General features: G+C 64.7%; 17 protein-coding genes. 9 read left to right on the forward strand and 8 right to left on the reverse strand.

Annotated features, from left to right (window positions below; translation table 11 throughout):
• Positions 1 to 1,663: malate synthase G (locus tag APH33_RS15575; RefSeq protein ID WP_054886002.1), on the forward strand; the 1,663-nt coding region annotated here is incomplete at its 5' end.
• A gap of 83 nt (positions 1,664 to 1,746) precedes the next feature.
• Here the strand turns inward: APH33_RS15575 and APH33_RS15580 are convergent.
• Complete coding sequence (locus APH33_RS15580; protein WP_054886046.1) at positions 1,747 to 2,190, reverse strand: response regulator; 444 nt, start codon at positions 2,188 to 2,190, stop codon at positions 1,747 to 1,749.
• Positions 2,191 to 2,404: 214 nt separating this feature from the next.
• On the opposite strand from APH33_RS15580, the gene APH33_RS15585 reads away from it, so the two are divergent.
• The 8 genes from APH33_RS15585 to APH33_RS15615 all read left to right on the forward strand — a co-directional run bounded on the left by APH33_RS15585 (position 2,405) and on the right by APH33_RS15615 (position 13,636).
• Positions 2,405 to 4,342, forward strand: a complete 1,938-nt coding sequence (locus APH33_RS15585) for a putative nucleotidyltransferase substrate binding domain-containing protein (protein ID WP_054886003.1) — start codon at positions 2,405 to 2,407, stop codon at positions 4,340 to 4,342.
• On the forward strand, positions 4,339 to 5,049 hold the full coding sequence (locus tag APH33_RS15590; protein ID WP_054886004.1) for a PolC-type DNA polymerase III: 711 nt from the start codon (positions 4,339 to 4,341) through the stop codon (positions 5,047 to 5,049). The genes APH33_RS15585 and APH33_RS15590 overlap by 4 nt, the downstream gene beginning before the upstream one ends.
• 178 nt (positions 5,050 to 5,227) lie before the next feature.
• Positions 5,228 to 5,746 (forward strand): RNA polymerase sigma factor, encoded by a 519-nt coding sequence (locus tag APH33_RS15595; protein ID WP_054886005.1) that lies wholly within the window; start codon positions 5,228 to 5,230, stop codon positions 5,744 to 5,746.
• On the forward strand, positions 5,743 to 6,699 hold the full coding sequence (locus APH33_RS15600; protein WP_054886006.1) for a FecR domain-containing protein: 957 nt from the start codon (positions 5,743 to 5,745) through the stop codon (positions 6,697 to 6,699). Before APH33_RS15595 ends, APH33_RS15600 begins: the two co-directional genes overlap by 4 nt.
• 214 nt (positions 6,700 to 6,913) lie before the next feature.
• Positions 6,914 to 9,343: a TonB-dependent siderophore receptor gene (locus APH33_RS15605; RefSeq protein WP_054886007.1), complete on the forward strand. Its 2,430-nt coding sequence runs from the start codon at positions 6,914 to 6,916 to the stop codon at positions 9,341 to 9,343.
• Between the two features lie 142 nt (positions 9,344 to 9,485).
• Positions 9,486 to 10,598, forward strand: coding sequence for a PepSY domain-containing protein (locus tag APH33_RS15610; RefSeq protein ID WP_054886008.1), 1,113 nt, complete (start codon positions 9,486 to 9,488; stop codon positions 10,596 to 10,598).
• The gene (locus APH33_RS27425) at positions 10,595 to 10,771 is read left to right on the forward strand and encodes a hypothetical protein (protein ID WP_177332403.1); all 177 of its coding nucleotides are present in this window, start codon (positions 10,595 to 10,597) and stop codon (positions 10,769 to 10,771) included. The genes APH33_RS15610 and APH33_RS27425 overlap by 4 nt, the downstream gene beginning before the upstream one ends.
• A 66-nt stretch (positions 10,772 to 10,837) precedes the next feature.
• The gene (locus APH33_RS15615) at positions 10,838 to 13,636 is read left to right on the forward strand and encodes a dermonecrotic toxin domain-containing protein (protein ID WP_054886009.1); all 2,799 of its coding nucleotides are present in this window, start codon (positions 10,838 to 10,840) and stop codon (positions 13,634 to 13,636) included.
• Here APH33_RS15615 and APH33_RS15620 read toward each other — a convergent pair.
• From APH33_RS15620 to waaF, 7 genes are read right to left on the reverse strand one after another with little or no spacing between them, the layout of a single operon-like run.
• Entirely contained in the window at positions 13,597 to 15,039 is a 1,443-nt protein-coding gene (locus tag APH33_RS15620) for a lipopolysaccharide kinase InaA family protein (RefSeq protein ID WP_054886010.1), read from the reverse strand. The genes APH33_RS15615 and APH33_RS15620 overlap by 40 nt on opposite strands.
• Complete coding sequence (locus APH33_RS15625) at positions 15,039 to 15,791, reverse strand: lipopolysaccharide kinase InaA family protein (protein WP_054886011.1); 753 nt, start codon at positions 15,789 to 15,791, stop codon at positions 15,039 to 15,041. The genes APH33_RS15620 and APH33_RS15625 overlap by 1 nt, the downstream gene beginning before the upstream one ends.
• The gene (locus APH33_RS15630) at positions 15,788 to 16,522 is read right to left on the reverse strand and encodes a lipopolysaccharide kinase InaA family protein (RefSeq protein WP_054886012.1); all 735 of its coding nucleotides are present in this window, start codon (positions 16,520 to 16,522) and stop codon (positions 15,788 to 15,790) included. Before APH33_RS15630 ends, APH33_RS15625 begins: the two co-directional genes overlap by 4 nt.
• Positions 16,522 to 17,328, reverse strand: coding sequence for a lipopolysaccharide core heptose(I) kinase RfaP (gene rfaP, locus APH33_RS15635; RefSeq protein WP_054886013.1), 807 nt, complete (start codon positions 17,326 to 17,328; stop codon positions 16,522 to 16,524). The genes APH33_RS15630 and rfaP overlap by 1 nt, the downstream gene beginning before the upstream one ends.
• Positions 17,325 to 18,449, reverse strand: a complete 1,125-nt coding sequence (locus APH33_RS15640; RefSeq protein WP_054886014.1) for a glycosyltransferase family 4 protein — start codon at positions 18,447 to 18,449, stop codon at positions 17,325 to 17,327. The genes rfaP and APH33_RS15640 overlap by 4 nt, the downstream gene beginning before the upstream one ends.
• On the reverse strand, positions 18,449 to 19,507 hold the full coding sequence (gene waaC, locus APH33_RS15645) for a lipopolysaccharide heptosyltransferase I (protein WP_054886015.1): 1,059 nt from the start codon (positions 19,505 to 19,507) through the stop codon (positions 18,449 to 18,451). Before waaC ends, APH33_RS15640 begins: the two co-directional genes overlap by 1 nt.
• Positions 19,508 to 20,557, reverse strand: coding sequence for a lipopolysaccharide heptosyltransferase II (waaF, locus tag APH33_RS15650; RefSeq protein ID WP_054886016.1), 1,050 nt, complete (start codon positions 20,555 to 20,557; stop codon positions 19,508 to 19,510).
• Positions 20,558 to 20,728 lie beyond the last annotated feature (171 nt).

Genomic DNA, 20,728 nt, shown 5'->3' on the forward strand with positions numbered 1-20,728 from the left:
CCGCGCCTTCCTCGACGAAGCCGCGCCACTGGCTGCCGGTTCGCACGTCGACTCCACCGGCTACCGCATCGAAGGCGGCAAGCTTGTCGTTGCCCTGAAAGGCGGCAGCAACAGCGGCCTGCGTGACGACGCCCAGCTGATCGGCTTCCATGGCGATGCCAAGGCACCGACCGCTGTGCTGCTCAAGCACAACGGCCTGCACTTCGAAATCCAGGTCGACGCCAGCACGCCAGTCGGCAGCACCGATGCCGCTGGCGTCAAAGACATCCTGATGGAATCGGCACTGACCACCATCATGGACTGCGAAGACTCGGTCGCCGCCGTCGATGCCGATGACAAAGTCATCGTCTACCGCAACTGGCTGGGCCTGATGAAGGGCGACCTGGCCGAAAACGTGAGCAAAGGCGGCAAGACCTTCACCCGTACCATGAACCCGGACCGCGAATACGCCGCGCCCAATGGCGGCAGCGTAACCCTGCACGGCCGTTCGCTGCTGTTCGTGCGCAACGTCGGTCACCTGATGACCAACCCGGCGATCCTCGATGCTCAGGGCAACGAAATCCCTGAAGGCATCCAGGACGGCCTGTTCACCAACCTGATCGCCCTGCACAACCTCAACGGCAACACCAGCCGCAAAAACACCCGCACCGGCAGCGTGTACATCGTCAAGCCGAAGATGCACGGCCCGGAAGAAGTCGCCTTCGCCGCCGAGATCTTCAGCCGCGTAGAAGACCTGCTGGGCATGAAGCGCAATACCGTGAAGGTCGGCATCATGGACGAGGAACGCCGTACCACGGTCAACCTGAAGTCCTGCATCAAGGCGGCCGCCGAGCGCGTGGTGTTCATCAACACCGGCTTCCTCGACCGTACCGGTGATGAAATCCACACCTCGATGGAAGCCGGCGCAGTGGTGCGCAAGGGCGCCATGAAGAACGAGAAGTGGATCGGCGCCTACGAGAACAACAACGTCGACGTCGGCCTGGCCACTGGCCTGCAAGGCCGTGCGCAGATCGGCAAGGGCATGTGGGCGATGCCTGACCTGATGGCCGCCATGCTCGAGCAGAAGATCGCTCACCCCCTGGCCGGCGCCAACACCGCCTGGGTACCGTCGCCAACCGCCGCCACCCTGCACGCTCTGCATTACCACAAGGTCGACGTGCAGGCGCGTCAGCGCGAGCTGGCTTTGCGCACCCCGGCTTCGGTCGACGACATCCTGACCATCCCGCTGGCGGCCGACACCAACTGGTCGGCTGAAGAGATCCGCAACGAGCTGGACAACAACGCCCAGGGCATCCTCGGCTATGTCGTGCGCTGGATCGATCAGGGCGTAGGTTGCTCGAAGGTACCGGACATCAACGATGTCGGCCTGATGGAAGACCGCGCCACCCTGCGCATCTCGGCCCAGCTGCTGGCCAACTGGCTGCGCCATGGCGTGGTCAGCCAGGAGCAGGTGCTGGAAAGCCTCAAGCGCATGGCTGCAGTGGTCGACAAGCAAAACGCTGGCGACGCCCTGTACCGCCCGATGGCGCCGAATTTCGACGACAACATCGCGTTCCAGGCGGCGATCGAGCTGGTCATCGAAGGTGCCAAGCAGCCGAACGGCTACACCGAGCCAGTGCTGCACCGCCGCCGTCGCGAATTCAAGGCGCGTAACGGGCTTTAAACCGCATGGGGCCGCTTTGCGCCCCTTTCCGACCGGGGCGCCGGACCGGTCGGAAAGGGCTGCAAAGCAGCCCCAGCCCTGCACTACTCGATCTTCAGTTCTTTCTTCACCAACCCCAGCAGTTTCTCCAGATCCACCGGCTTCAGCAGAAAATCCACCACCCCCAGGTGCATCACGTCCACCGCCTCCTCCACATCGGTGTCGCCCGACACCACGATGATCGACAATGCTGCCCGTTCCGATTCGCGGATCTGCCGTATCAGGTCCAGGCCATTGCAGGGCTGCATCCGCAGATCGGTGATCAACAGCGCAATGCGCGGCTCGTAATGCAGCTTGAACATCGCTTCCTCAACGCCGTCAGCGGTCATGCATTCGATACCCCAGCTTTTCAGGTACCACTTCAGCGCATCGCTGTTGACCGGGTCGTCATCGACGATCAACACCACCGGGCTGTGCGCAATGGGCGCACTGAGCACGGCCAGGGCCTCGCGTTCGGCGTCACTCAGGATGTCGTCATGCTCAGCCATGTTCATCTCGTCAAAAAAATCCCGCTCAAGGGTTATGACCACGAAAGCTACGTAAATCGGCTCACCTTTCGTCGGCGCTTTGACAGTCATGCTTCACTAGACTTACGTCCAATGGGCACCACCCCGCTGCCAGCCGACCATGGGGGCCGAGAACAACAAGGCCGGCACCTATATATAGATATATATAGTTCGGCGTAGCGATACGGTCAGTGTCATGAGCAAAAAGGACGTCTACAGTCAGGCGGGTAGAACGGCAGTACTGCAGAACATCCAGGGCACCCTGCAGTTCCTGCAGCGTTTCCCGCCGTTCAACCAGATGGAGCAGAGCCACCTGGCCTTTCTGGTGGAACAATGCCAGTTGCGCTTCTATGCCAGCGGCGAAAGCATCATCAAACCCACGGATGGCCCCGTCGAGCACTTTTACATCGTCAAGCAAGGCCGTGTGGTCGGCGAGCGCCAGCACCTGGTCAAGCCCGGGGTGGAAACCACCTTCGAGATCACTGGCGGCGAGTGCTTCCCGCTGGCGGCGCTGCTTGGCGAGCGTGCCACGCGCACCGAACACCTGGCGGGTGAAGACACCTTCTGCCTGCAGTTGAACAAGGCCGCGTTCATCCGCGTGTTCTCGATGTCGGACGTGTTTCGAGACTTTGCACTGCGCGGTGTCAGCAGCCTGCTCGACCAAGTCAACCAGCAAGTACGCCAACGTGCGGTGGAAACCCTCGGCACCCAGTACTCGTTGAATACCCCGCTGGGCGAACTGGCCATGCGACACCCGGTGGTCTGCGCGCCGGATACACCGCTGCGCGAGGCGGTACGGCTGATGCACGAACAGCAGGTGGGCAGCATCGTCGTGGTCGACCCGCAGCGCTACCCGATCGGCATCTTCACCCTTCGCGACTTGCGCCAGGTGGTGGCCGCCGCCGATGCCGAGCTCGCTGCACCGATCGAACAGCACATGACAGCGAGGCCCTTTTACCTCAGCCCCCAGGCCAGCGCCTTCGATGCCGCCATGGCGATGACCGAACGGCACATCGCCCATGTCTGCCTGGTGGATAACCAGCGGCTGTGTGGCGTGGTTTCCGAGCGTGACCTGTTTTCGTTGCAGCGGGTCGACCTGGTACACCTGGCGCGTACCATCCGCCACGCGCCACGCCTTGATTCACTGGTACAAATGCGCGGTGAGATCGGCCAGCTGGTCGAGCGCATGCTCGCTCATGGCGCCTCCTCGACCCAGATCACCCAGATCATCACGCTGCTCAACGACCACACGGTATGCCGGGTGATCGAGCTGGCCATAGCCGAACGCGGCGACCCCGGCGTGCCGTTCAGCTGGCTGTGCTTCGGCAGCGAAGGGCGCCGCGAGCAGACCCTGCATACCGACCAGGACAATGGCATCCTCTTCGAGGCCGCCGACGACGCCCAAGCCGAAATCATTCGTGCACGCTTGCTGCCCTTGGCGCAGTACATCAACCAGTGCCTGGCCCAGTGCGGTTTCACCCTGTGCAAGGGCAACGTCATGGCCGGCAACCCCGAGTTGTGCCTGTCACGTGCCCAGTGGGCGCGGCGCTTTGCCGGTTTTGTGCGCGAAGCCAGCCCAGAGAACCTGCTGGGTTCGAGCATCTACTTCGACCTGCGCGTGGTCTGGGGCGATGAACAGGGCTGTGAACAGCTGCGTCGGCAGCTGCTCGAGCAGGTGGCGGACAACCGCATCTTCCAGCGCATGCTTGCCGAAAACGCGCTGCGCCAGCGTCCACCAGTGGGCCGCCTGCGCGAATTCGTGCTGACCCGCCAGGGCAACGACAAGGCCGCCACCCTCGACCTCAAGGTCCAGGGCCTGACCCCCTTCGTCGACGGTGCCCGTCTGCTGGCCCTGGCCAATGGCATTGGTGCTTGCAACACCCTCGAGCGCCTGCGTCAGCTGGTCGACAAAGGGGTCATCGAAGCGCTCGACGGCGCAGCTTATGAAGAGGCCTACCACTTCATCCAGCAAACCCGCATGCAGCAGCACCAGCGCCAGACTCGCGACAACCTGCCCTACTCCAACCGCCTCGATCCAGACAGCCTCAACCATCTGGACCGGCGCATCCTGCGCGAATCCCTGCGCCAGGCCCAGCGCCTGCAGAGCAGCCTGGCGCTGCGGTATCAGTTGTGAGCCTGTTCGCCTGGCTGCGCCCCGCGGCCCCACTGGTGGACGACGCCTTGCGCCAGCGCTTGGCCCGGCTGCCCAAGGCACGGCCGTTGGGGGTGTGCTCGTTGCGCGAGCAGCGCTGGGTCGTGCTTGACCTGGAAACCAGCGGCCTGAACCCCCATCGCGACCTTGTGCTGTCGATCGGCGCGGTGGCTATCGAAGACGGGGCCATCGATTTCGCCCAGCAATTCGAACGCACCCTGCACCGCCCTGAGCAGAAAACCAACGCCAGCGTGCTGATCCACGGCCTCGGGCCGAGCGCCCTGGCGGCTGGTTGCGACCCGGCCGAGGCATTGCTCGACCTGCTCGAGTTCGTGGGCGACAGCCCGGTGCTGGCGTTCCATGCGCCGTTCGACCAGCGCATGCTTGCCAGGGCCTTGAAAGAAAGCCTCGGTTATCGCTTGCAGTTGCCTTTCCTCGACGTTGCGGAACTGGCGCCGATGCTCAACCCCGACACCGTATTGCGCGAAGCCGGGCTGGACGACTGGGTGGCGCGCTTCGGCCTGCAGGTGGATGAGCGTCACCATGCCAGCGCCGATGCGCAGGTCACGGCGGAGCTGGCGCTGATCCTGTTCAGCCAGGCCCGCCGCCAGCAGCTCGACAGCCCGTTGCAGTTGGAGCAGCGGCTGGCCAGCTGGCGCCGGCGCAAAGCGCATCATCACGGTCTTTGATCATGCAGTGGCTTTGCCGACCCTTTCGCGGGGCGGGTTTACCCGCGTAAGGGCCGGCACAGGCAACATGACTTGAATGATGGCAATCCGATAAGCGTCCATTGCACCCCACCCCCCGCCTCTGTAACAATCGCGAATAATTATCGTTAGTTAATGCATTCGTTCCGGGGGACGCTGCATGTCTGCTGCCCACCGCCCACACGCAGAACTGGTCGGCTCGCTGTACCGCGACCATCGCGGCTGGCTGCTTGCCTGGCTGCAGCGCAACATGGCCTGCCGCCAGCGCGCCGAAGACCTGAGCCAGGACACTTTCGTGCGCCTGCTCGGCCGCGACCAGCTGGACACCCCGCGCGAACCGCGCGCCTTCCTTGCCGCCGTGGCCAAGGGCCTGATGTTCGACCACTTCCGCCGTGCGGCGCTGGAGCAGGCCTACCTCGCGGAGCTTGCGTCGATGCCCGAAGCACAACACCCGTCCCCGGAAACCCAGCAGCTGATCCTCGAAGACCTCAAGGCCATCGACCGCCTGCTCGGCAAGTTGTCGAGCAAGGCCCGTGCAGCCTTCCTGCACAACCGCCTGGATGGCATGGGCCACGCCGAAATCGCCGAACGCCTGGGCGTTTCGGTGTCGCGCGTGCGCCAGTACATCGCCCAGGGCATGCGCCAGTGCTACGTGGCCCTGTATGGGGAACCCAGGTGAACAACACACCGGTTTCGTCGCGCGTGCTGGAGGCCGCCATCGCCTGGAAAATGAGCCTGGACGATGGCAGCGGCACGCCTGACCAGCGCAACGAGTTCATCCGCTGGCATGCCGCCAGCGAAGAACATGCCCGTGCCTGGCGCCAGCTCGGCGCTCTCGACCAGCGCGTCAGCGCCGCTGCCGGCCCGGCTCGCCAGGCCCTGCTGCAATCGCGCGCCAGCCTGCGCCGCCGGATAGGCAAGGCCGGCGGGGGGCTGGCCGGTCTGTTCCTGCTAGGTGCCCTGCTGGCCGGCGTCGGCGCACCGTCGCTGGCACCCAGTTACTGGCTCGCTGATCAGCGCACCGCCACCGGTGAACTGCGGACCCTGCGCCTGACCGACGGCACGTTGCTGAGCCTCAATAGCCACACCGCCGTGGATATCGACTACGACGGCGACCAGCGCGTGCTGGTGCTGCACCAAGGCGAAATTTCGGTGGAAACCGGCCACGACGATCCTCGGCCGTTACTGGTACGTACCGACGATGGCCGCCTGCGCCCGCTGGGCACGCGCTTCCAGGTGCGCCGCGAAGACCACGGCACGCGCCTTGAAGTCTTGCAGTCGTCAGTAGCCGCCATGCCGCACAACAGCGGCGACGAACTGGTCCTGCACGAAGGCCAGCAAGTACTGATGAACACCAACGGCCTCGGCCAGATAGGCCCGGTGCCAGCCGGGGCCGATGCCTGGACCCGCGGCATGCTGGTGGTCGACAACATGCGCCTGGCCGACCTGCTGAAACAGCTGGGCCGCTACCGCAGCGGTCACCTGGGCGTAGCCGATGAAGTGGCCGACCTGCGCGTGACCGGCAGCTTCCCGCTGACCAACACCGACCTGGCCCTGGCTTCGCTGGTGCCGGCGCTGCCGGTGAAGATCGAGCGGCATACGCCGTGGTGGGTGACCGTCGTTCCCAAGTAGATGAGTTTCTATCCCTTCGCGGGCTCGCCCGCTCCCCCAGGAATATCACAGCTTCGAAAACTGTGATCCCGCTGTGGGGCGAGCCCGCGAAAGGGTTAGTGCAGGCGAAAGCCAGATTCAAATAATTCTCACTTTTTTTCCGATTCCCCCTGTCACTTGCGCAATCTCGCTCGGCAAGGAAGCAGTAAGCACTTATCCGTCGAGGAACCGCTGCATGTCCCGTGCCGTTGATCGTATCCTGCGCCCCAGCCTGATGGCCCTGGCCATCGCCGTGGCCGCGCCCTTGTCCAGCACCGCCCTGTTCGCCGCCGAGCAGTCGGCACCACGCGCCTACAACCTGCCCGCTGCGCCGCTGGCCACTACGCTGAACCAGATCGCCAGCCAGTCGGGCATCGCCCTGGCCATAGACCCGGCGCTGGTCAGCGGCCGGACCTCGGCCCCGGTCAACGGCCAATACAATGGCCTCGGCGCCCTGCAAGCCGCACTGCAGGGCACCGGCCTGCAATTGCAGCAAAGCAGCGTGGGCAGCTACAGCCTGGTCGCCGTGCCGGATGGCGCCCTGGCCCTGCCGGAGACCACCGTGAATGCCGCCAGCGCGTCCGAGAGCGCCTGGGGCCCGGTCGACGGTTACCTGGCCAAGCGCACTGCAGCGGGAACCAAGACCGACACCGCGCTGGTCGAAGTGCCGCGGTCGATCTCCGTGGCCACCCGTCAGCAGATGAATGACCGTGGCGTGCACAGCCTCGACGATGCCGTGAAATACATGCCGGGCATCGTCTCCGCCAGCTTCGGCAGCGACACCCGTTACGACTGGATGCGGGTGCGCGGCTTCGAACCAACCCAGTTCCTTGACGGCCTGCCGCTGCCACGCGGCGTGTACGCCAACCCGAAAGCCGAAACCTGGAATCTCGACCGCCTGGCGCTGTTGCGTGGCCCGGCTTCCTCGCTGTATGGCCAGACCCCGCCCGGCGGCCTGCTGGACATGGTCAGCCGCCGCCCCCAGGCTGAAAGCGCTCACGAGATCGAACTTCAGTACGGCAGCGACAACCACCGCCAGATCAACTTTGCCAGCACCGGCAAGGTTGATGACGAGGGCCGATTCCTTTACGGCGTAAGTGGTGTTGTTCGCGATGGCGGCACGCAGATCGACCATATCGACGACAAGCGCTACAACATTGCCCCGAGCTTGACCTGGAACATCGACGAAGACACTTCGCTGACACTGCTGACCCAGTTCACCCGCGACGATACCGGCGCCACCAGCCAGTTCCGGCCGATCCAGGGCACCAAAATCGATATGCCGTTCGGCAAGGTCTCCCACCACAAGAACCTCGGTGACCCGGACTACGAGTTCTACGACCGTACCTATTACGCGCTGGGCTACGCCTTCGAGCATCGCATCAACGATGTCTGGCAGTTCCGTCAGAACCTGCGCTACACCAAGACCGACCTGGCGTTCCAGACCATCACGCCCGGCAGCTATAACCCGACCACACCACCGGTGCAGGACGATGGTACTGTCAGCCGCATGTCCACCAACACCGATGAAGACATCAGCCAGTTTGCAGTGGACAACAACTTCCAGGCCGACTTCGCCACCGGCGACGTGACCCACACCCTGCTGCTGGGCCTGGACCACCAGCGCGTCAATACCAACTACTTATCGATCTTCGGCTCCGTGCCGGACAGCAACGTAAACAACCCGGTCTATGGAGTGCCAATCACTCGCCCGGACCGCTCCACGGCGTTCTACGACTACGACCAGAAAACCTATCAGACCGGCGTCTACATCCAGGACCAGATGGCCCTTGGCAACTGGCGCCTGACGTTGGGCGGTCGCGAAGACTGGGTGCACACCAGCACCAAGTTCCTCAACAAAGGCGATGCCACCAACACCCAGCGCGACAAGAAATTCAGCGGCAACGCGGCCATCAGCTACGTGTTCGACTCGGGCTTCGTGCCGTACCTGTCGTATGCCGAGTCGTTCCAGCCGTCCAGCAACGCTGCAGTGTCCGCTTCCGAGTCGTTCAAACCGACCGAAGGCAAGCAATGGGAGCTGGGCGTCAAGTACCAGCCACCGGGTTCCAGCACCCTGCTCTCGGCAGCCGTGTATGACCTGACGCAGAAAAACGTCTCGGTAACCGACAACGTCGGCGGGGTAACCATCACTAGCCAGACCGGCGAAGTCAAAGTCCACGGCCTGGAGCTGGAAGCGGTTTCCGATGTCACCGAAAACCTCAAGCTGACCGCCGCCTACACCCTGGCCAAGTCGCAAGTGCAGGATGGCCAGTACCAGGGCAACCGCCTGCAGCTGATGCCCAACCAGCAAGCCTCGCTGTGGGCCGACTACACCTGGCACAGCGGCGTGCTCGATGGCTTCGGTATCGGCGGCGGTGCGCGCTACACCGGCAACACCTACGGCGACCAGGCCAACACCTACCTGGGCAAGGCCAACGCCTACACCGTGTTCGACGCCTCCGTGCACTACGACCTCGGTCGCCTGAGCACCAGCCTCAAGGGCGCGTCGGTGGCGGTCAACGCCACCAACCTGTTCAACAAGGACTACATCTCTACCTGCGACAGCTTCTACTGCTACTACGGCGACGAGCGCAGCGTCGTGGCCAGTGCTTCCTACAAGTTCTGAGTGAGCTGGGGGCGCTTTGCGCCCCTTTCGCGACACAAGGCCGCTCCCACAGGAAATCATCTATTCCTTGTGGGAGCGGCCTTGTGTCGCGAAAGGGCTGCGCAGCAGCCCCACGGTCCAACAGACAGAAATCGGTACCGTGATGAAAAGCCCAACCATCCGCCGCTGGTCGGTGATCCATACCTGGAGCAGCCTGGTCTGCACCCTGTTCCTGATGTTGCTGTCGCTCACCGGCCTGCCGCTGATCTTCCACCACGAACTCGAACAACTGCTCGGCGATGCTGCGCAACTGCGCGAGATGCCGGCAGGCACCCCGCATCTGGACCTGCAACAGCTGGTCGTCAAAGCCGAACAGCACCGCCCCGGCGAGGTCGTGCAGTACTTCGGCTTCGACGAGGACGAACCCGACGGCGTACTCGCGATCACCGCCGCAACTGCCGGCACCGAACCCAACTCGTCGCACACCTTCATGCTCGACGCCCGCACCGGCGAAGCCGTGGCCATGCCCGCCGCCAACGGTGGCTTCATGATGCTCATGCTGCGCCTGCACGTGGACATGTTCGCCGGGCTCCCCGGCAAGCTGCTGCTGGCGTTCATGGGTGTGCTTTTCGTCGTCGCGATCGTCTCCGGCACCGTGCTCTACGCGCCGTTCATGCGCCGTCTCGATTTCGCCACCGTGCGCCACGACAAGTCCCGCCGCCTGCGCTGGCTCGACCTGCACAACCTGATTGGCGTGGTCACCCTGGCCTGGGCGCTCACCGTCGGCGTGACCGGCGTGATCAGCGCCCTGTCCGACCTGGTCATTGCTGCCTGGCGCAACGACAGCCTGGCCGCGATGGTCGCACCCTATCGTGATGCCCCGACACTCACTGATCGCGCACCTGCCACCCGCCTGCTGAACATTGCCGAACAGGCCGCACCCGGTATGCGCCCCGACTTCATTGCCTTCCCCGGCACGCGCTTCTCCAGCGAACACCATTACGCAGTGTTCATGAATGGCGCCACGCACCTGAGCTCACACCTCTTCACGCCGGTGCTGATCGACGCCCGCACCCTCGAGGTGACGGCGGTCGGTGAGCGGCCCTGGTACATGGACGCCATGGGGTTGTCGCAGCCGCTGCACTTTGGCGACTACGGCGGTCGACCGATGCAGATCCTCTGGGCAGTGCTCGATGTGCTAACCCTCATCGTGCTCGGCAGCGGCCTGTACCTGTGGTGGGGCAAGCAGCGCAAGACCCGGGAGACGCGCGCATGAGCCACAGGTCGCAAGCCACCCGGCGCGTCTTCGCCTGGCCGGCCAGCATTGCCGTGCTCGGCGCCGCCGGCCTGTTCGCCGCCTTGCTCGGTGACGGCGCGTGGGATGCCCTGGCCTGGCTGGGCCTGGGCATCCCGGCCGTGCTCAGCCTGCGGGCACTGTGCGGTCGATAACCGGTTACCGCCCATTGCACTGCGCCAATGGCCAGCTTGTGTGCGCCTACTTTTATGGAGTACACCATGCTGCCACTGGAACGTATCGAGTTTCTCGACCAACAAGTCGTGGCGCTGCTAAGCGCCTTGCCGAACCCCGACCCGCTCACCCAGACCCGCCAGCAACTGCATGCCGGACTGGCGCAATTCTGGGCCGATGCCGATAGTCAGGGCCGCTCACGGCGCATGCGTCTCACCGACCTGCGCCGGGCTTTGATGCATGCCGAACTTGACCTGCGCCTGGGCGACCAGACACTGGCTGCCGAGCAGGCCGACCTGCTGCGCGGTTGCCTGGACCTGCCTGCGGCCTGGCAACGCCACCACCAGCCACTCGCACGCCGTGCCCAGGTCTATCGCCCGGTGCTCAGCCGCAACCGCCCGCATTGGCGGTCAGCACTGCCCGGCATGTTCGTGGTGCTGGCCGGCCGCCCGGAAGGCGAGCAGCTAGACGGCCAACAGGCCACCGGGCCGGCACTGCTGTGCGGCACCGCTCAAGGGATCGAGGCCTACCCGTCACTCACCGCGTTGCACCAGGAGCTCTGCGAGCGCCTTGATGATCCCATCCAGAGCAAGCCTCTTCTGCGCCTGCTGGTCGATCCGCAGCGCGAGCGCAACGCCTGCCTGGCCGACCGCCTGCGTTATGAATGGTACGCCGACGACCCGGTCCAGGCGCAGGTCGACAGCCTGCTGGAGGCACAGCGTCAACGCCTTCAGCAAAGCTGGACGAACACGCCCACCCTGCCGATCACGGCCGAGGCGTTGCGCAAGGCCATGGCCCTGACAGACGAGGCTGGCAAGCAAGCATTACTCGACACCCGCTATTCACTGCTACTGGAAAAAAACCTGCCCAACTGGCTGCGCTCGGCCAGCGAGCAAGGGCTCACCCATATCATGCAAACCATGCAGCTGCTGGTGGCAGCCGCCGACAGCGTCGCCACTGCCGGCATACTCACCTTTGCCCAGTTCCGCCAGAGGCACACCCTGCGCAACTGGGCCAAGGACAGAGTCGAGGAACGCTTGCGCAGCGACCTCGGCCTGACCTACCCGGCCAGCGACATCCTGGTGCATGTGGTCCATACCCGGCAGGTCGGGCCACATATCAACCCCTTCCACCCCTCCAGCTTCATCACCTGGCGCGGCGTACAGAAAGTCGGTGGCGAACTGATCGAAACCATCAAGGAAAGCTACCCATTGGATGAGCTGGCGCTGCGTAACGTGAGCTGGTTCGACTATGACTACTGGCTGACAGCACGGGCCGCCCACCGCCATGGCAAGCCGCTGCCAGCGGCACTGACTGCGAGCTACCTGAAGGCCCTGGTGAGAAGCCTCAGCGTCGGTGGCAGCTATACCGAATTTCTGCAAAAACAGCTGATCGACGCTCCACTGGGGGCCTGGCGGCTGAACGCCCATGCCAAGGTCAACCGTGCCCGCATGGAGGCCGAGTTGGCCAAGGCACGTTACGCCAGGCACCTTGCCAGCGACCACTCGGAACGCGACTACCGCTGGGTGCGAAAGGTGCTGGATTACCCGCACAATGCCCTGCGCCCAGCTGTCGACGGGGTGCGTGTCACCGTGCACCAACTGACGATCAACAACCATACCGTGCAGGGCGTACTGCTGCTCGACAGCCAAACGGCCGGCGTACGCTCGTTCGTCCTGTATACCCCCGATGCCCCTGACCGACGCGCCTGGCGCAGCCTGGCCAGCGCACGCGCGCTGCTGCGCCTGCTGCGCCAGAAAACCAGCCTTATGGATTACACGCTGGATCGCCTGCCACAGTTACCCAGGGAAGAGGCCCGGCGCCTGTTCATCAGGGGTGGCCTCGGTACAGCGCTACACATGCCAGCCGTTGACGATGACCTGTTCCATGCCTATTACCTGTCCATGGCACGCGGGTTGATTGCCGTCGCAGACGCCAATAGCCGCACCACCGCAGAGGCCGATGTGCAACAAGGAATCGATCTGGCCTGGCGCCTGCTCGATCTGGTCAGCCTGGCACTGCCCGCCCGCGCGTTCATCCCCCTCTCGCTGGGGCGAATGGTGATCGAGATCTGGGGTGGCGCGCAGGCCTATCGCCAAGAGGACATTGATGGCGTGCTGCAGCACACCTACAACGCCCTTAGCCATGCCAACGATGCGGGTACCAGCCTGGCCGCCACCGGCCTGATGCGGCGCGTGCTGCGCGGCGTGCCGTCACAACCGCCGCTGCCATTGCCCTCGCGCTACAGCGTGACGCCCACGGTGGATAACCTGCGCTTCCGGATCGACGGCATCTACGCCGAAGGGGTCTATGAAAAGGCCTCCGAGTTCGAAGGGCTCAGCCAGTACTACATCCAAGATGCCCAGCAGCGCTACTACAAGGTGGCCTTCGACGGCCAGCGCTGGCGGGTAATCGACCCGGTACAGCCAGACGCCTACCTGCAGCAGCCGGTAAAACGCCTGGCCAGTGGCAACTGGGTCATTGACTCGCCGGTGCTGTGGTACGACGGTGTGCCCGACCTGGCCCAGCTACTCGCCGAGTGCCGGCTGCCGGAAACCCTTGAAGGTGAAGCGTTCGAAGCCATCGATGGCCTGCACCAGGCCGACGAGCAACTGTATCTGCAGACCCAAGGAGGGCAGCTTCCCCTGCGCCGGCACCTGCTTGCCGACCGCTACCACCTACCGATCGCCCAGGCCGAGACAGCGGGAGTAGTACCCTGGGCGATCCTGCGCTGGCGCGACGGGCAGTGGCGAATTCGTGTGCGTCAGGCAGGACGCAGCAGCGACTGGCTGGCCCTGCCCGAGTCTTACTCGGTCAGCCTCGGCAGCAGGCGGTCCAGTCGTTGATGCAGCGCGCTGCCACTCGGCCAGTTACGCAACAGCCGCGCCCGGTCACGGGCGTAGGCCGGGGCAAAACTGAGCTGGGTGGCGTGCTGGCACATGGCGTCGAGGTCGATCAGCGACCACTGGCCCTTGTCCCAGAACAGGTTGTGACCTTTGAAATCGCCATGGCTTATGCGCTCGCGGATCAGCTGCTGCATCACGTGTACCAGCGCATCGACCTGCTCTTCAGGGGCATCGCCGTTGTCCACATAGGGCGCGAAGCAGGCGGTGAGGTCCGGGCCATCGATGTATTCGGTGACCAGGTAGGCGCGGCTGCGCAGGCCCATCACCCGCTGTTCCAGCACCGCCAGCGGGCGCGGCGTGGCGATGTCGAGGAATTCCAGGCGATGCCCTTCTATCCACGAATGCCAGGCCCGGCTCGGGCGCCAGAAGCGCTTGAACCAATGGGCGGTGTTCTTGATGTTGTAGCGCTTGAGCACTAGCTTGCGGCCGTTCACTTCGATACGCGCCACACTGGCCGCACCACCGGTCTTGTACAGGTGGCCCTGGTCGATCAGTGCATCCGCCTGCTCGAGCACCGGCAGCATGGCCTCCACCTCGTTGCGGCGGATCACGCGCAGGCCTGACAGGCTGCGCTCGACACTGAACAGGCTGCACTCGCGGCCAGCCTTCTCCAGGTAATCCTTCTGCCGCCAGCTGCGCACCTTGTCCACCTGCTTCAACAGCGCTTCCAGCGGCAGCGCGTGCTCGGCGTTGGCCAGCAGGTAGTGCACCAGCAGCTCTTCGATGAACGGCTCCAGGCGCTTGGGCAACTGGGCGAAGAACACCCCGAGATTTTCCAGCACACGCGGGCGCGACAACTGCTGGCCGGGTGTCTCGGCCTTGATGCCGGCGCCGTCGATCAGGTAGAGCTTGCCGCCGTGGCGCAGCAGGTTGTCCAGGTGCAGGTCTTCTTGCCACAGGCCCTGGGCATGCATGTGCGCCACGGCAGTCAGGGCTTCGCCCAGTACCAGGTGCTGCTCGTCAGCCAGCACCGGCAGGCTTTCCACCGCCGCCCAGGCATCGGCCAGGCTTTCAGCGCCATCGAGGAATTCGAACAGCAGCCAGCCACCCTCGCCTTCCTTGAGGCCGTCGGCCAGCAGTTGCGGCGTGGTCAGGCCCTCTTTGGCCAACAGCTTCACGCCATCCAGTTCGCGCTGGAAATGCCGCGCGGCATTGCCACCGACCAGCAGCTTGGCCAGCACCGGGGTGCCACGCCAGATGCCAGCGCCGACATAGCGCTGGCCGGGCAGCACCCGCAGCAGGCTGAGCAATTGCAGGTCAGCCGGGCCAGCGGCATCGGCCAGGGTGATGCTCAACGGCAGCGCCGGGCTGCGCCCGGCGTCTTTGAGTTCGGACAAACGCATCAGCGGGCCTCTTTTTCACGACGGCGTTGCGTCAGGCGTTGCAGCCAAGTGCCGACCAGGGCGCTGTCGCCAGGCTGCTGCAGGTAGGCCGCCAACAACTGGCGCACGTCCGCCTCGCTCCAGGCCCCGGCACGTCGCAGCAGCGGCTCCAGGTCGCGCAGGCGATCACGCATGCCGAACAGCAGCGGCCGGGTCTTTTCCAGGTCGATCAGTTGCGCTTCCCAGCCTTCGCGCCGTTGGCGCAGGAAGATGTGCTTGGGATAGAAGCAGCCGTGCACCAGGCCTGCACCGTGCAGGGTGCGCGCCAACTGGCCGCAGGCCTTGAGGATCCCTGCCCGGGCGTCATCGGCAAGCTGTGGCCACTGAGCCAGCAAACCTTCGAGGTCGCTCCACTCGTCCAGCGCACGGGTCATCAGGATTGCCCGGTGCTTGCCGTTCTGCTTGCGCTCGCCGTAGAACACGGCCTGCAAGGCCGGGATGTGCAGTTTGTGGTAACGGCTGATGTTACGGAACTCGCGGGCGAAGGTCGGTTCGCCAAACGGCCGGTGCAAGGTGCGGGTCAGGTAATCGCTCTGGCGCTTGAGGTAATAGCCTTTGCCCTCCAGCTCCAGGCGATAGACGCTGCTCCAGCCGCCGCGGCCGGTGTTGGGTTCGTCCACGGCGTCGAGCTGCAGCGCCCACAGCGCTTCGAAATCGTTCAAGCCATGGCGTTTGAGCAACGCGAGGTCCGCGCTGGCCAGGTAATCGGTCATTCCCTTCCCTCGAAGAAGCTCAGCACCTGGCGAATGCGCCGCTTGTCGCGCACATTCAGGCGCTGACGCCCACGGTACTGCAGATAGAAACGCAGGCGCTGGGTCGCCGACAGATGATATTTAGCCACCTTGTCCAGGCACGCCAGGTCTTTGATCATGCGGTGGCGCCACATGAAGCCGCGCCAGAAGTCGCCGGTCGGGCAGTCGATGAAGAACAGCGTACCGAGGTCGTCGACCAGCAGGTTGCGCCACTTCAGGTCGTTGTGGGCAAAACGGTGTTCATGCATCACCCGGGTGTGGCGCGCCAGCTGACGGCTCAGCTTGTCGACCCAGACCCGGTCGGCCAGGCGTGGGTCGTTGCGCTCGGCCAGCGCCGAAAGGTCTTCGGTACGCGGCAGCTCGCGGGTGATCATCGCCCCCCGGCCAAAAGCCAGGCCCTTGCGTTCCAGGCCCCAGGCCACCACCTCGGCAGTGGGAATTTCCCACTTGGCGAACTGCTTGAGGTTCTGCCATTCGGCCTTGATGCGTGGCCGGCCCAGGTAGCGGCGCATGTGCTTGCCAGCGCCGGTGTAACGCTTGACGTAGTAGTTGACCCCGTCACGCTCGACGCGGATAACCTCGCTGAGCGGGTCACGCGTGAGGTGTTCGCCCTTGAGGGCAAAGACCGCATCGAGGCTGCCGAAGTCCGACGCCAGATGTTCGTAGCCTGGCGCCAGTGTCCAACTCGCCATCAGAGTGCATCCCCATAGCGTTGCTTGCGATCGTAGAGTTTCTGCGCCTTGCGCTCGAGCCAGGCGAGCAGCGCGGCCTCCTCGGCCAGAATCTGCCGCAACGGGCGCTGGAAGTAACCGCGCAGGAAACGCAGCTTGTCACGCCGGGTAAGGCCGATGTCCAGCGCCGAGAAGTACAGCGCGGCCAGGTCCTTGTCGCGCCAGCGGCGGCTGATTTTCGCCCGGGTCTGGGCGCGATGCAGGTCGATGACCGACAGTTTGAAGTCTTCCGGCGTCACCGGCCGGTCGGTGTGCAGCAGGAAGTGGCAGATGTAACAGTCTCGGTGGTTGACCCCGGCGCGGTGCATGCCGCCAGTCATCTTTGCCACTTCAGCGATCAGCGCACGCTTCAGGCGTGGTTCGGGCGGCTGCCTGACCCAGTCGATGCTGAAATCTTCCAGGCTGATGGTAGGCGCCAGCTCTTCGGTGACGATGAACGAATGCTGGCTGGCCGGGTTGCTGCCACGCTCGCCATAGGCCACCGCGGTCATGGTCGGCACGCCCACTTCATGCAGGCGCTGGATGGCCTGCCATTCCTGGCCGGCACCGAGTACCGGCAACTTGGCAGTGAGCAGGTTCTTGAAGATCTCGCCCCAGCCGATGCCACGGTGGATCTTGACGAAGAAGCCCTCGCCATCGACCTCGGTACGCAGCGTGCGACGGCCCTCCAGCTCGCGATAGACCTCGCCTTGCAGCGCTTCCACGGCCTCGAAGGCGTCCCGCCCGGCCCACAGATGCTTGAAGGGTTCGGCCAAAATCAGCTTCATGCGTTCTCCTGTCCCAGAATCACATCGGCAGCATGCTGCGGCATGCTGTACAGGTCGGCACTGTCGGCAAAGGCCAGGCCGTTGCGCGACCAGCCGGCGCGGGCCTGCCCGTCTTCAAGCATGCGCTGCAGGCAAGCATTGAGCTGCTCCTGCTCGAACGGCTCGTCCAGCACCAGGCCGCTGTCGGCCTCGGCGATGTAGTGAGCGTAACCGCAGACCTTGGACACCAGCACCGGCAAGCCGGCCACCAGCGCTTCGAGCAGCACCGTGCCGGTGTTCTCGTTGTAGGCCGGGTGGATCAGCAGGTCGGCACCCAGCAGGAAGCGCGGGATGTCGCTGCGGCCCTTGAGGAACTGCACCTGCTCCCCCAAGCCCAAGGCGGCGCTCTGCAACTGGAACACCTTGGGGTCGTCCTGGCCGATGACCATCAGCCTGGTGCGTTTGCGCAGCGCCGAGGGCAGCGCGGCCAGGGCTTTGAGGCTCCGATCGACGCCCTTGGTCTTGAAGCCGGAGCCGATCTGCACCAGCAGCAGGTCGTCATCGCCGAGGTTGAATTCCTTGCGGAACTCGGCGCGGATCTCGGCGGCGTTGGCCGGCGCGCGGCGGTCCTGGGAGATGCCTGGCGGCAGCAGGTGGAAGCGTTCCACCGGGGTGCCGTAGTGCTTGATGAACAGCGGCTGCTGCACTTCGGAAATCATCAGCACTTCGGTGCGCGCGTCCTTGGCGAACACGGCACGTTCGTACTCGGCAAAATGCCGGTAGCGGCCCCAGCGGCGGTACAGGCCGCCGCGCAGGGTCTGCGCCTTGTCCTCGAAGCAGCCGTCGGCGGCGTAGTAGACGTCCAGCCCCGGCATCTTGTTGAAACCGATCAGGCGGTCGACCGGGCGCTTGGCCAGGTCCGCGGCCATCCAGGCGCTGAGCTTCTCGTTGCGGCGATGGTTGAAGATCGCCTTGACCGGCGCCACCAACACCTCGAAGCCCGGCGGAATGTCACCCTCCCAGATCAGCGTGTACACGCGGATCTGGTGGCCCCGCTTCTGGCATTCCAGGGCAATGCGCATGAAATCGCGCTGCAGCCCGCCGAAGGGGAAATATTTGTAAAGCACGAAAGCCAGTTGCATCAACGAACATCCTCAGCCAGCAGCAGCGCGCTCAGGCGGCTCGCTACATGCTCGGGATTCAGGCGAGTGAAGCACAGCGGCCACTCGCGTTTCAGATCGAACCGGCGCAGGTCGTCGGCGCTCGGTTTGTAGGTGCATTTCTTTTGCAGGCAGGGGGCGCAAGGCCAGTCACTGGCCTGGTGAATCTGAGTCCGTCCGTAGGCGCCGGTCAGGCCTGGGTTGGTCGGGCCGAACAGCGAAATGGTCGGTACGTCCAGCGCTGCAGCCAGGTGGCCGAGGCCGGTATCCACCGCCACACAGGCCTTGGCCGCCGCCAGCACACGGGCGACGCCGGCAAGGTTCAATCTGGGGAGCACCTGGCAGTTGTTCAAGCCCTGGGCAATGCGCTCGGCACGGGCCTTTTCGGCGGGGTTGCCCCAAGGCAGGCGTACCTGCAGCTTGTGCCGGCCCATGCGCTCGGCCAGTTCACGCCAGTAGGCTTCAGGCCAGTGCTTGGTCGCCCAGGTGGTGCCATGCAGAAACACCACGTAAGGCGCAGCCGGCGGCAATTGCAGGCGGTCGAGGTCGAGACCGTACTGGCCGATGCCTTCCGGCAGGTCATAGGCCAGGGCCATGGCGAACAATTGTCGTACTCGCTCCACGGCATGCTGGCCAACGGCGACCGACAGCGGCCGGTCATAGAACCGGCTGGCCCAGCCTTCACGGGCCGAATAGCGGTCCAGCCCGGCGACAGGGGCCTTGACGTAGCGGGTCAGCCAAGCCGACTTGACCAGGCCCTGGGCATCGATCACCAGGTCGTACTGGCGCTCGCGAACGCGCTGCTTGAACGCCTTCCATTCGCCGCTCTTGAGGGTCTGCCAGAGATTCTTGCGCCAGCGGCGGATCGCCACCGGGATGACCTGGTCGACTGCCGGGTGCCAGCTGGGGATCTCGGCAAAGCCTTCTTCCACCACCCAGTCGAAACGGATGCCCGGGATGGCATGGGCGGCGTCGGTCAGCGCCGGCAGGGTGTGGATCACATCACCCAGCGACGAAGTCTTGATGATCAGTACCCGCACTTAGTCGACCTCGGCCACGGTATCGATCAGGTTCGGACCACCCAGGCTGTGCAGGGCGGCGATCACTCTGCCCGGCTCCAGCAGGCGCAGGCAGTTGTAGTGGCCGAAGCGGCAGGTGCGGTCAAAGCACGGGCTGCACTCGATGCCGGTGCGCACCACTTCCACCTGTTCGGCCAGCGGCGGCGTGAAGCCAGGCGAAGTGGAACCGTACACCGCGACCAGCGGGCGGTTCAACGCCGCCGCCACGTGCATCAGGCCAGAGTCGTTGGACACCACGGCATCGGCGCAGGACATCAGGTCGATGGCCTCGGCCAGCGAGGTTTCGCCCGCCAGGTTGTACGACTCTTCACGCAGGCCCGGTATCAGGCGGTCGCGGATCTGCTCGCCGACCGGGTGGTCGTTCTTCGAGCCGAACAGCCACACCTGCCAGCCCTGGCGGGTCATCGCATCGGCCACGGCGGCGTAGTGCTCGCTCGGCCAGCGCTTGGCCTCACCGAACTCGGCGCCCGGGCACAGCGCCAGCACCGGGCGGTCCAACGCCAGGCCGAACTTGGCCAGGGCGGCTTCGCGGCTCTGCGCTTCGATCTGCAGGCTTGGCCGCGGATACGGCTGCGGCAGCTCGGCACCGGGTGCGTAGGCCAGGGCCATGAAACGTTCGATCATCAACGGGTAGCGGGCCTTGTCCAGCTTGCGCACGTCGTTGAGCAGGCCGAAACGCATTTCACCGCGCCACCCGGTGCGCTTGGGAATGCCGGCAAAGAACGGCACCAGTGCCGACTTCAACGAGTTGGGCAGCAGGATGGCCTGGTCGTACTGGCCGGCCAGGGACTTGCCGATGCGCCGACGCGTAGCCAGTTCCAGCGCGCCGTGGCCGAGCGGGAAGCTCAAGGCCTGACGCACTTCGGGCATGCGTTCAAGGATCGGCCGGCTCCACTCGGGCGCCAGCACGTCGATCACGCAGTCGGGGTGCTGCTGTTTCAGGCACTGGAACAGGGTCTGCGCCATCACCATGTCGCCGACCCAGCTGGGGCCAATGATCAGTATTCTCATGCTTAGTCCAGAAACGCTCGGGGAGGCTACAGGCTGCATACAGCCTGGCCTCCCCTCTTTATATTCAGGCTATGTGGCGGACAGTGTACCACCGGGGAACCGCTGGGGCCGCTTCGCGCCCCTTTCGCGACACAAGGCCGCTCCTACAAGGGAATGCGATCGCCTGTAGGA

The organism is Pseudomonas sp. NBRC 111130 (assembly GCF_001320485.1).
GTDB classification, from domain to species: domain Bacteria; phylum Pseudomonadota; class Gammaproteobacteria; order Pseudomonadales; family Pseudomonadaceae; genus Aquipseudomonas; species Aquipseudomonas vlassakiae.

Bases quoted from the DNA above. Each gene is read 5' to 3' on its own strand.
- APH33_RS15620 (WP_054886010.1), bottom strand. From the start codon at position 15,039: ATGCGTTTGTCCGAACTCAAAGACGCCGGGCGCAGCCCGGCGCTGCCG.
- APH33_RS15605 (WP_054886007.1), top strand. From the start codon at position 6,914: ATGTCCCGTGCCGTTGATCGTATCCTGCGCCCCAGCCTGATGGCCCTG.
- APH33_RS15595 (WP_054886005.1), top strand. From the start codon at position 5,228: ATGTCTGCTGCCCACCGCCCACACGCAGAACTGGTCGGCTCGCTGTAC.
- APH33_RS15615 (WP_054886009.1), top strand. From the start codon at position 10,838: ATGCTGCCACTGGAACGTATCGAGTTTCTCGACCAACAAGTCGTGGCG.
- APH33_RS15585 (WP_054886003.1), top strand. From the start codon at position 2,405: ATGAGCAAAAAGGACGTCTACAGTCAGGCGGGTAGAACGGCAGTACTG.
- APH33_RS15630 (WP_054886012.1), bottom strand. From the start codon at position 16,522: ATGGCGAGTTGGACACTGGCGCCAGGCTACGAACATCTGGCGTCGGAC.
- APH33_RS15640 (WP_054886014.1), bottom strand. From the start codon at position 18,449: ATGCAACTGGCTTTCGTGCTTTACAAATATTTCCCCTTCGGCGGGCTG.
- APH33_RS15625 (WP_054886011.1), bottom strand. From the start codon at position 15,791: ATGACCGATTACCTGGCCAGCGCGGACCTCGCGTTGCTCAAACGCCAT.
- rfaP (WP_054886013.1), bottom strand. From the start codon at position 17,328: ATGAAGCTGATTTTGGCCGAACCCTTCAAGCATCTGTGGGCCGGGCGG.
- APH33_RS15580 (WP_054886046.1), bottom strand. From the start codon at position 2,190: ATGGCTGAGCATGACGACATCCTGAGTGACGCCGAACGCGAGGCCCTG.
- APH33_RS15610 (WP_054886008.1), top strand. From the start codon at position 9,486: ATGAAAAGCCCAACCATCCGCCGCTGGTCGGTGATCCATACCTGGAGC.
- APH33_RS27425 (WP_177332403.1), top strand. From the start codon at position 10,595: ATGAGCCACAGGTCGCAAGCCACCCGGCGCGTCTTCGCCTGGCCGGCC.
- waaF (WP_054886016.1), bottom strand. From the start codon at position 20,557: ATGAGAATACTGATCATTGGCCCCAGCTGGGTCGGCGACATGGTGATG.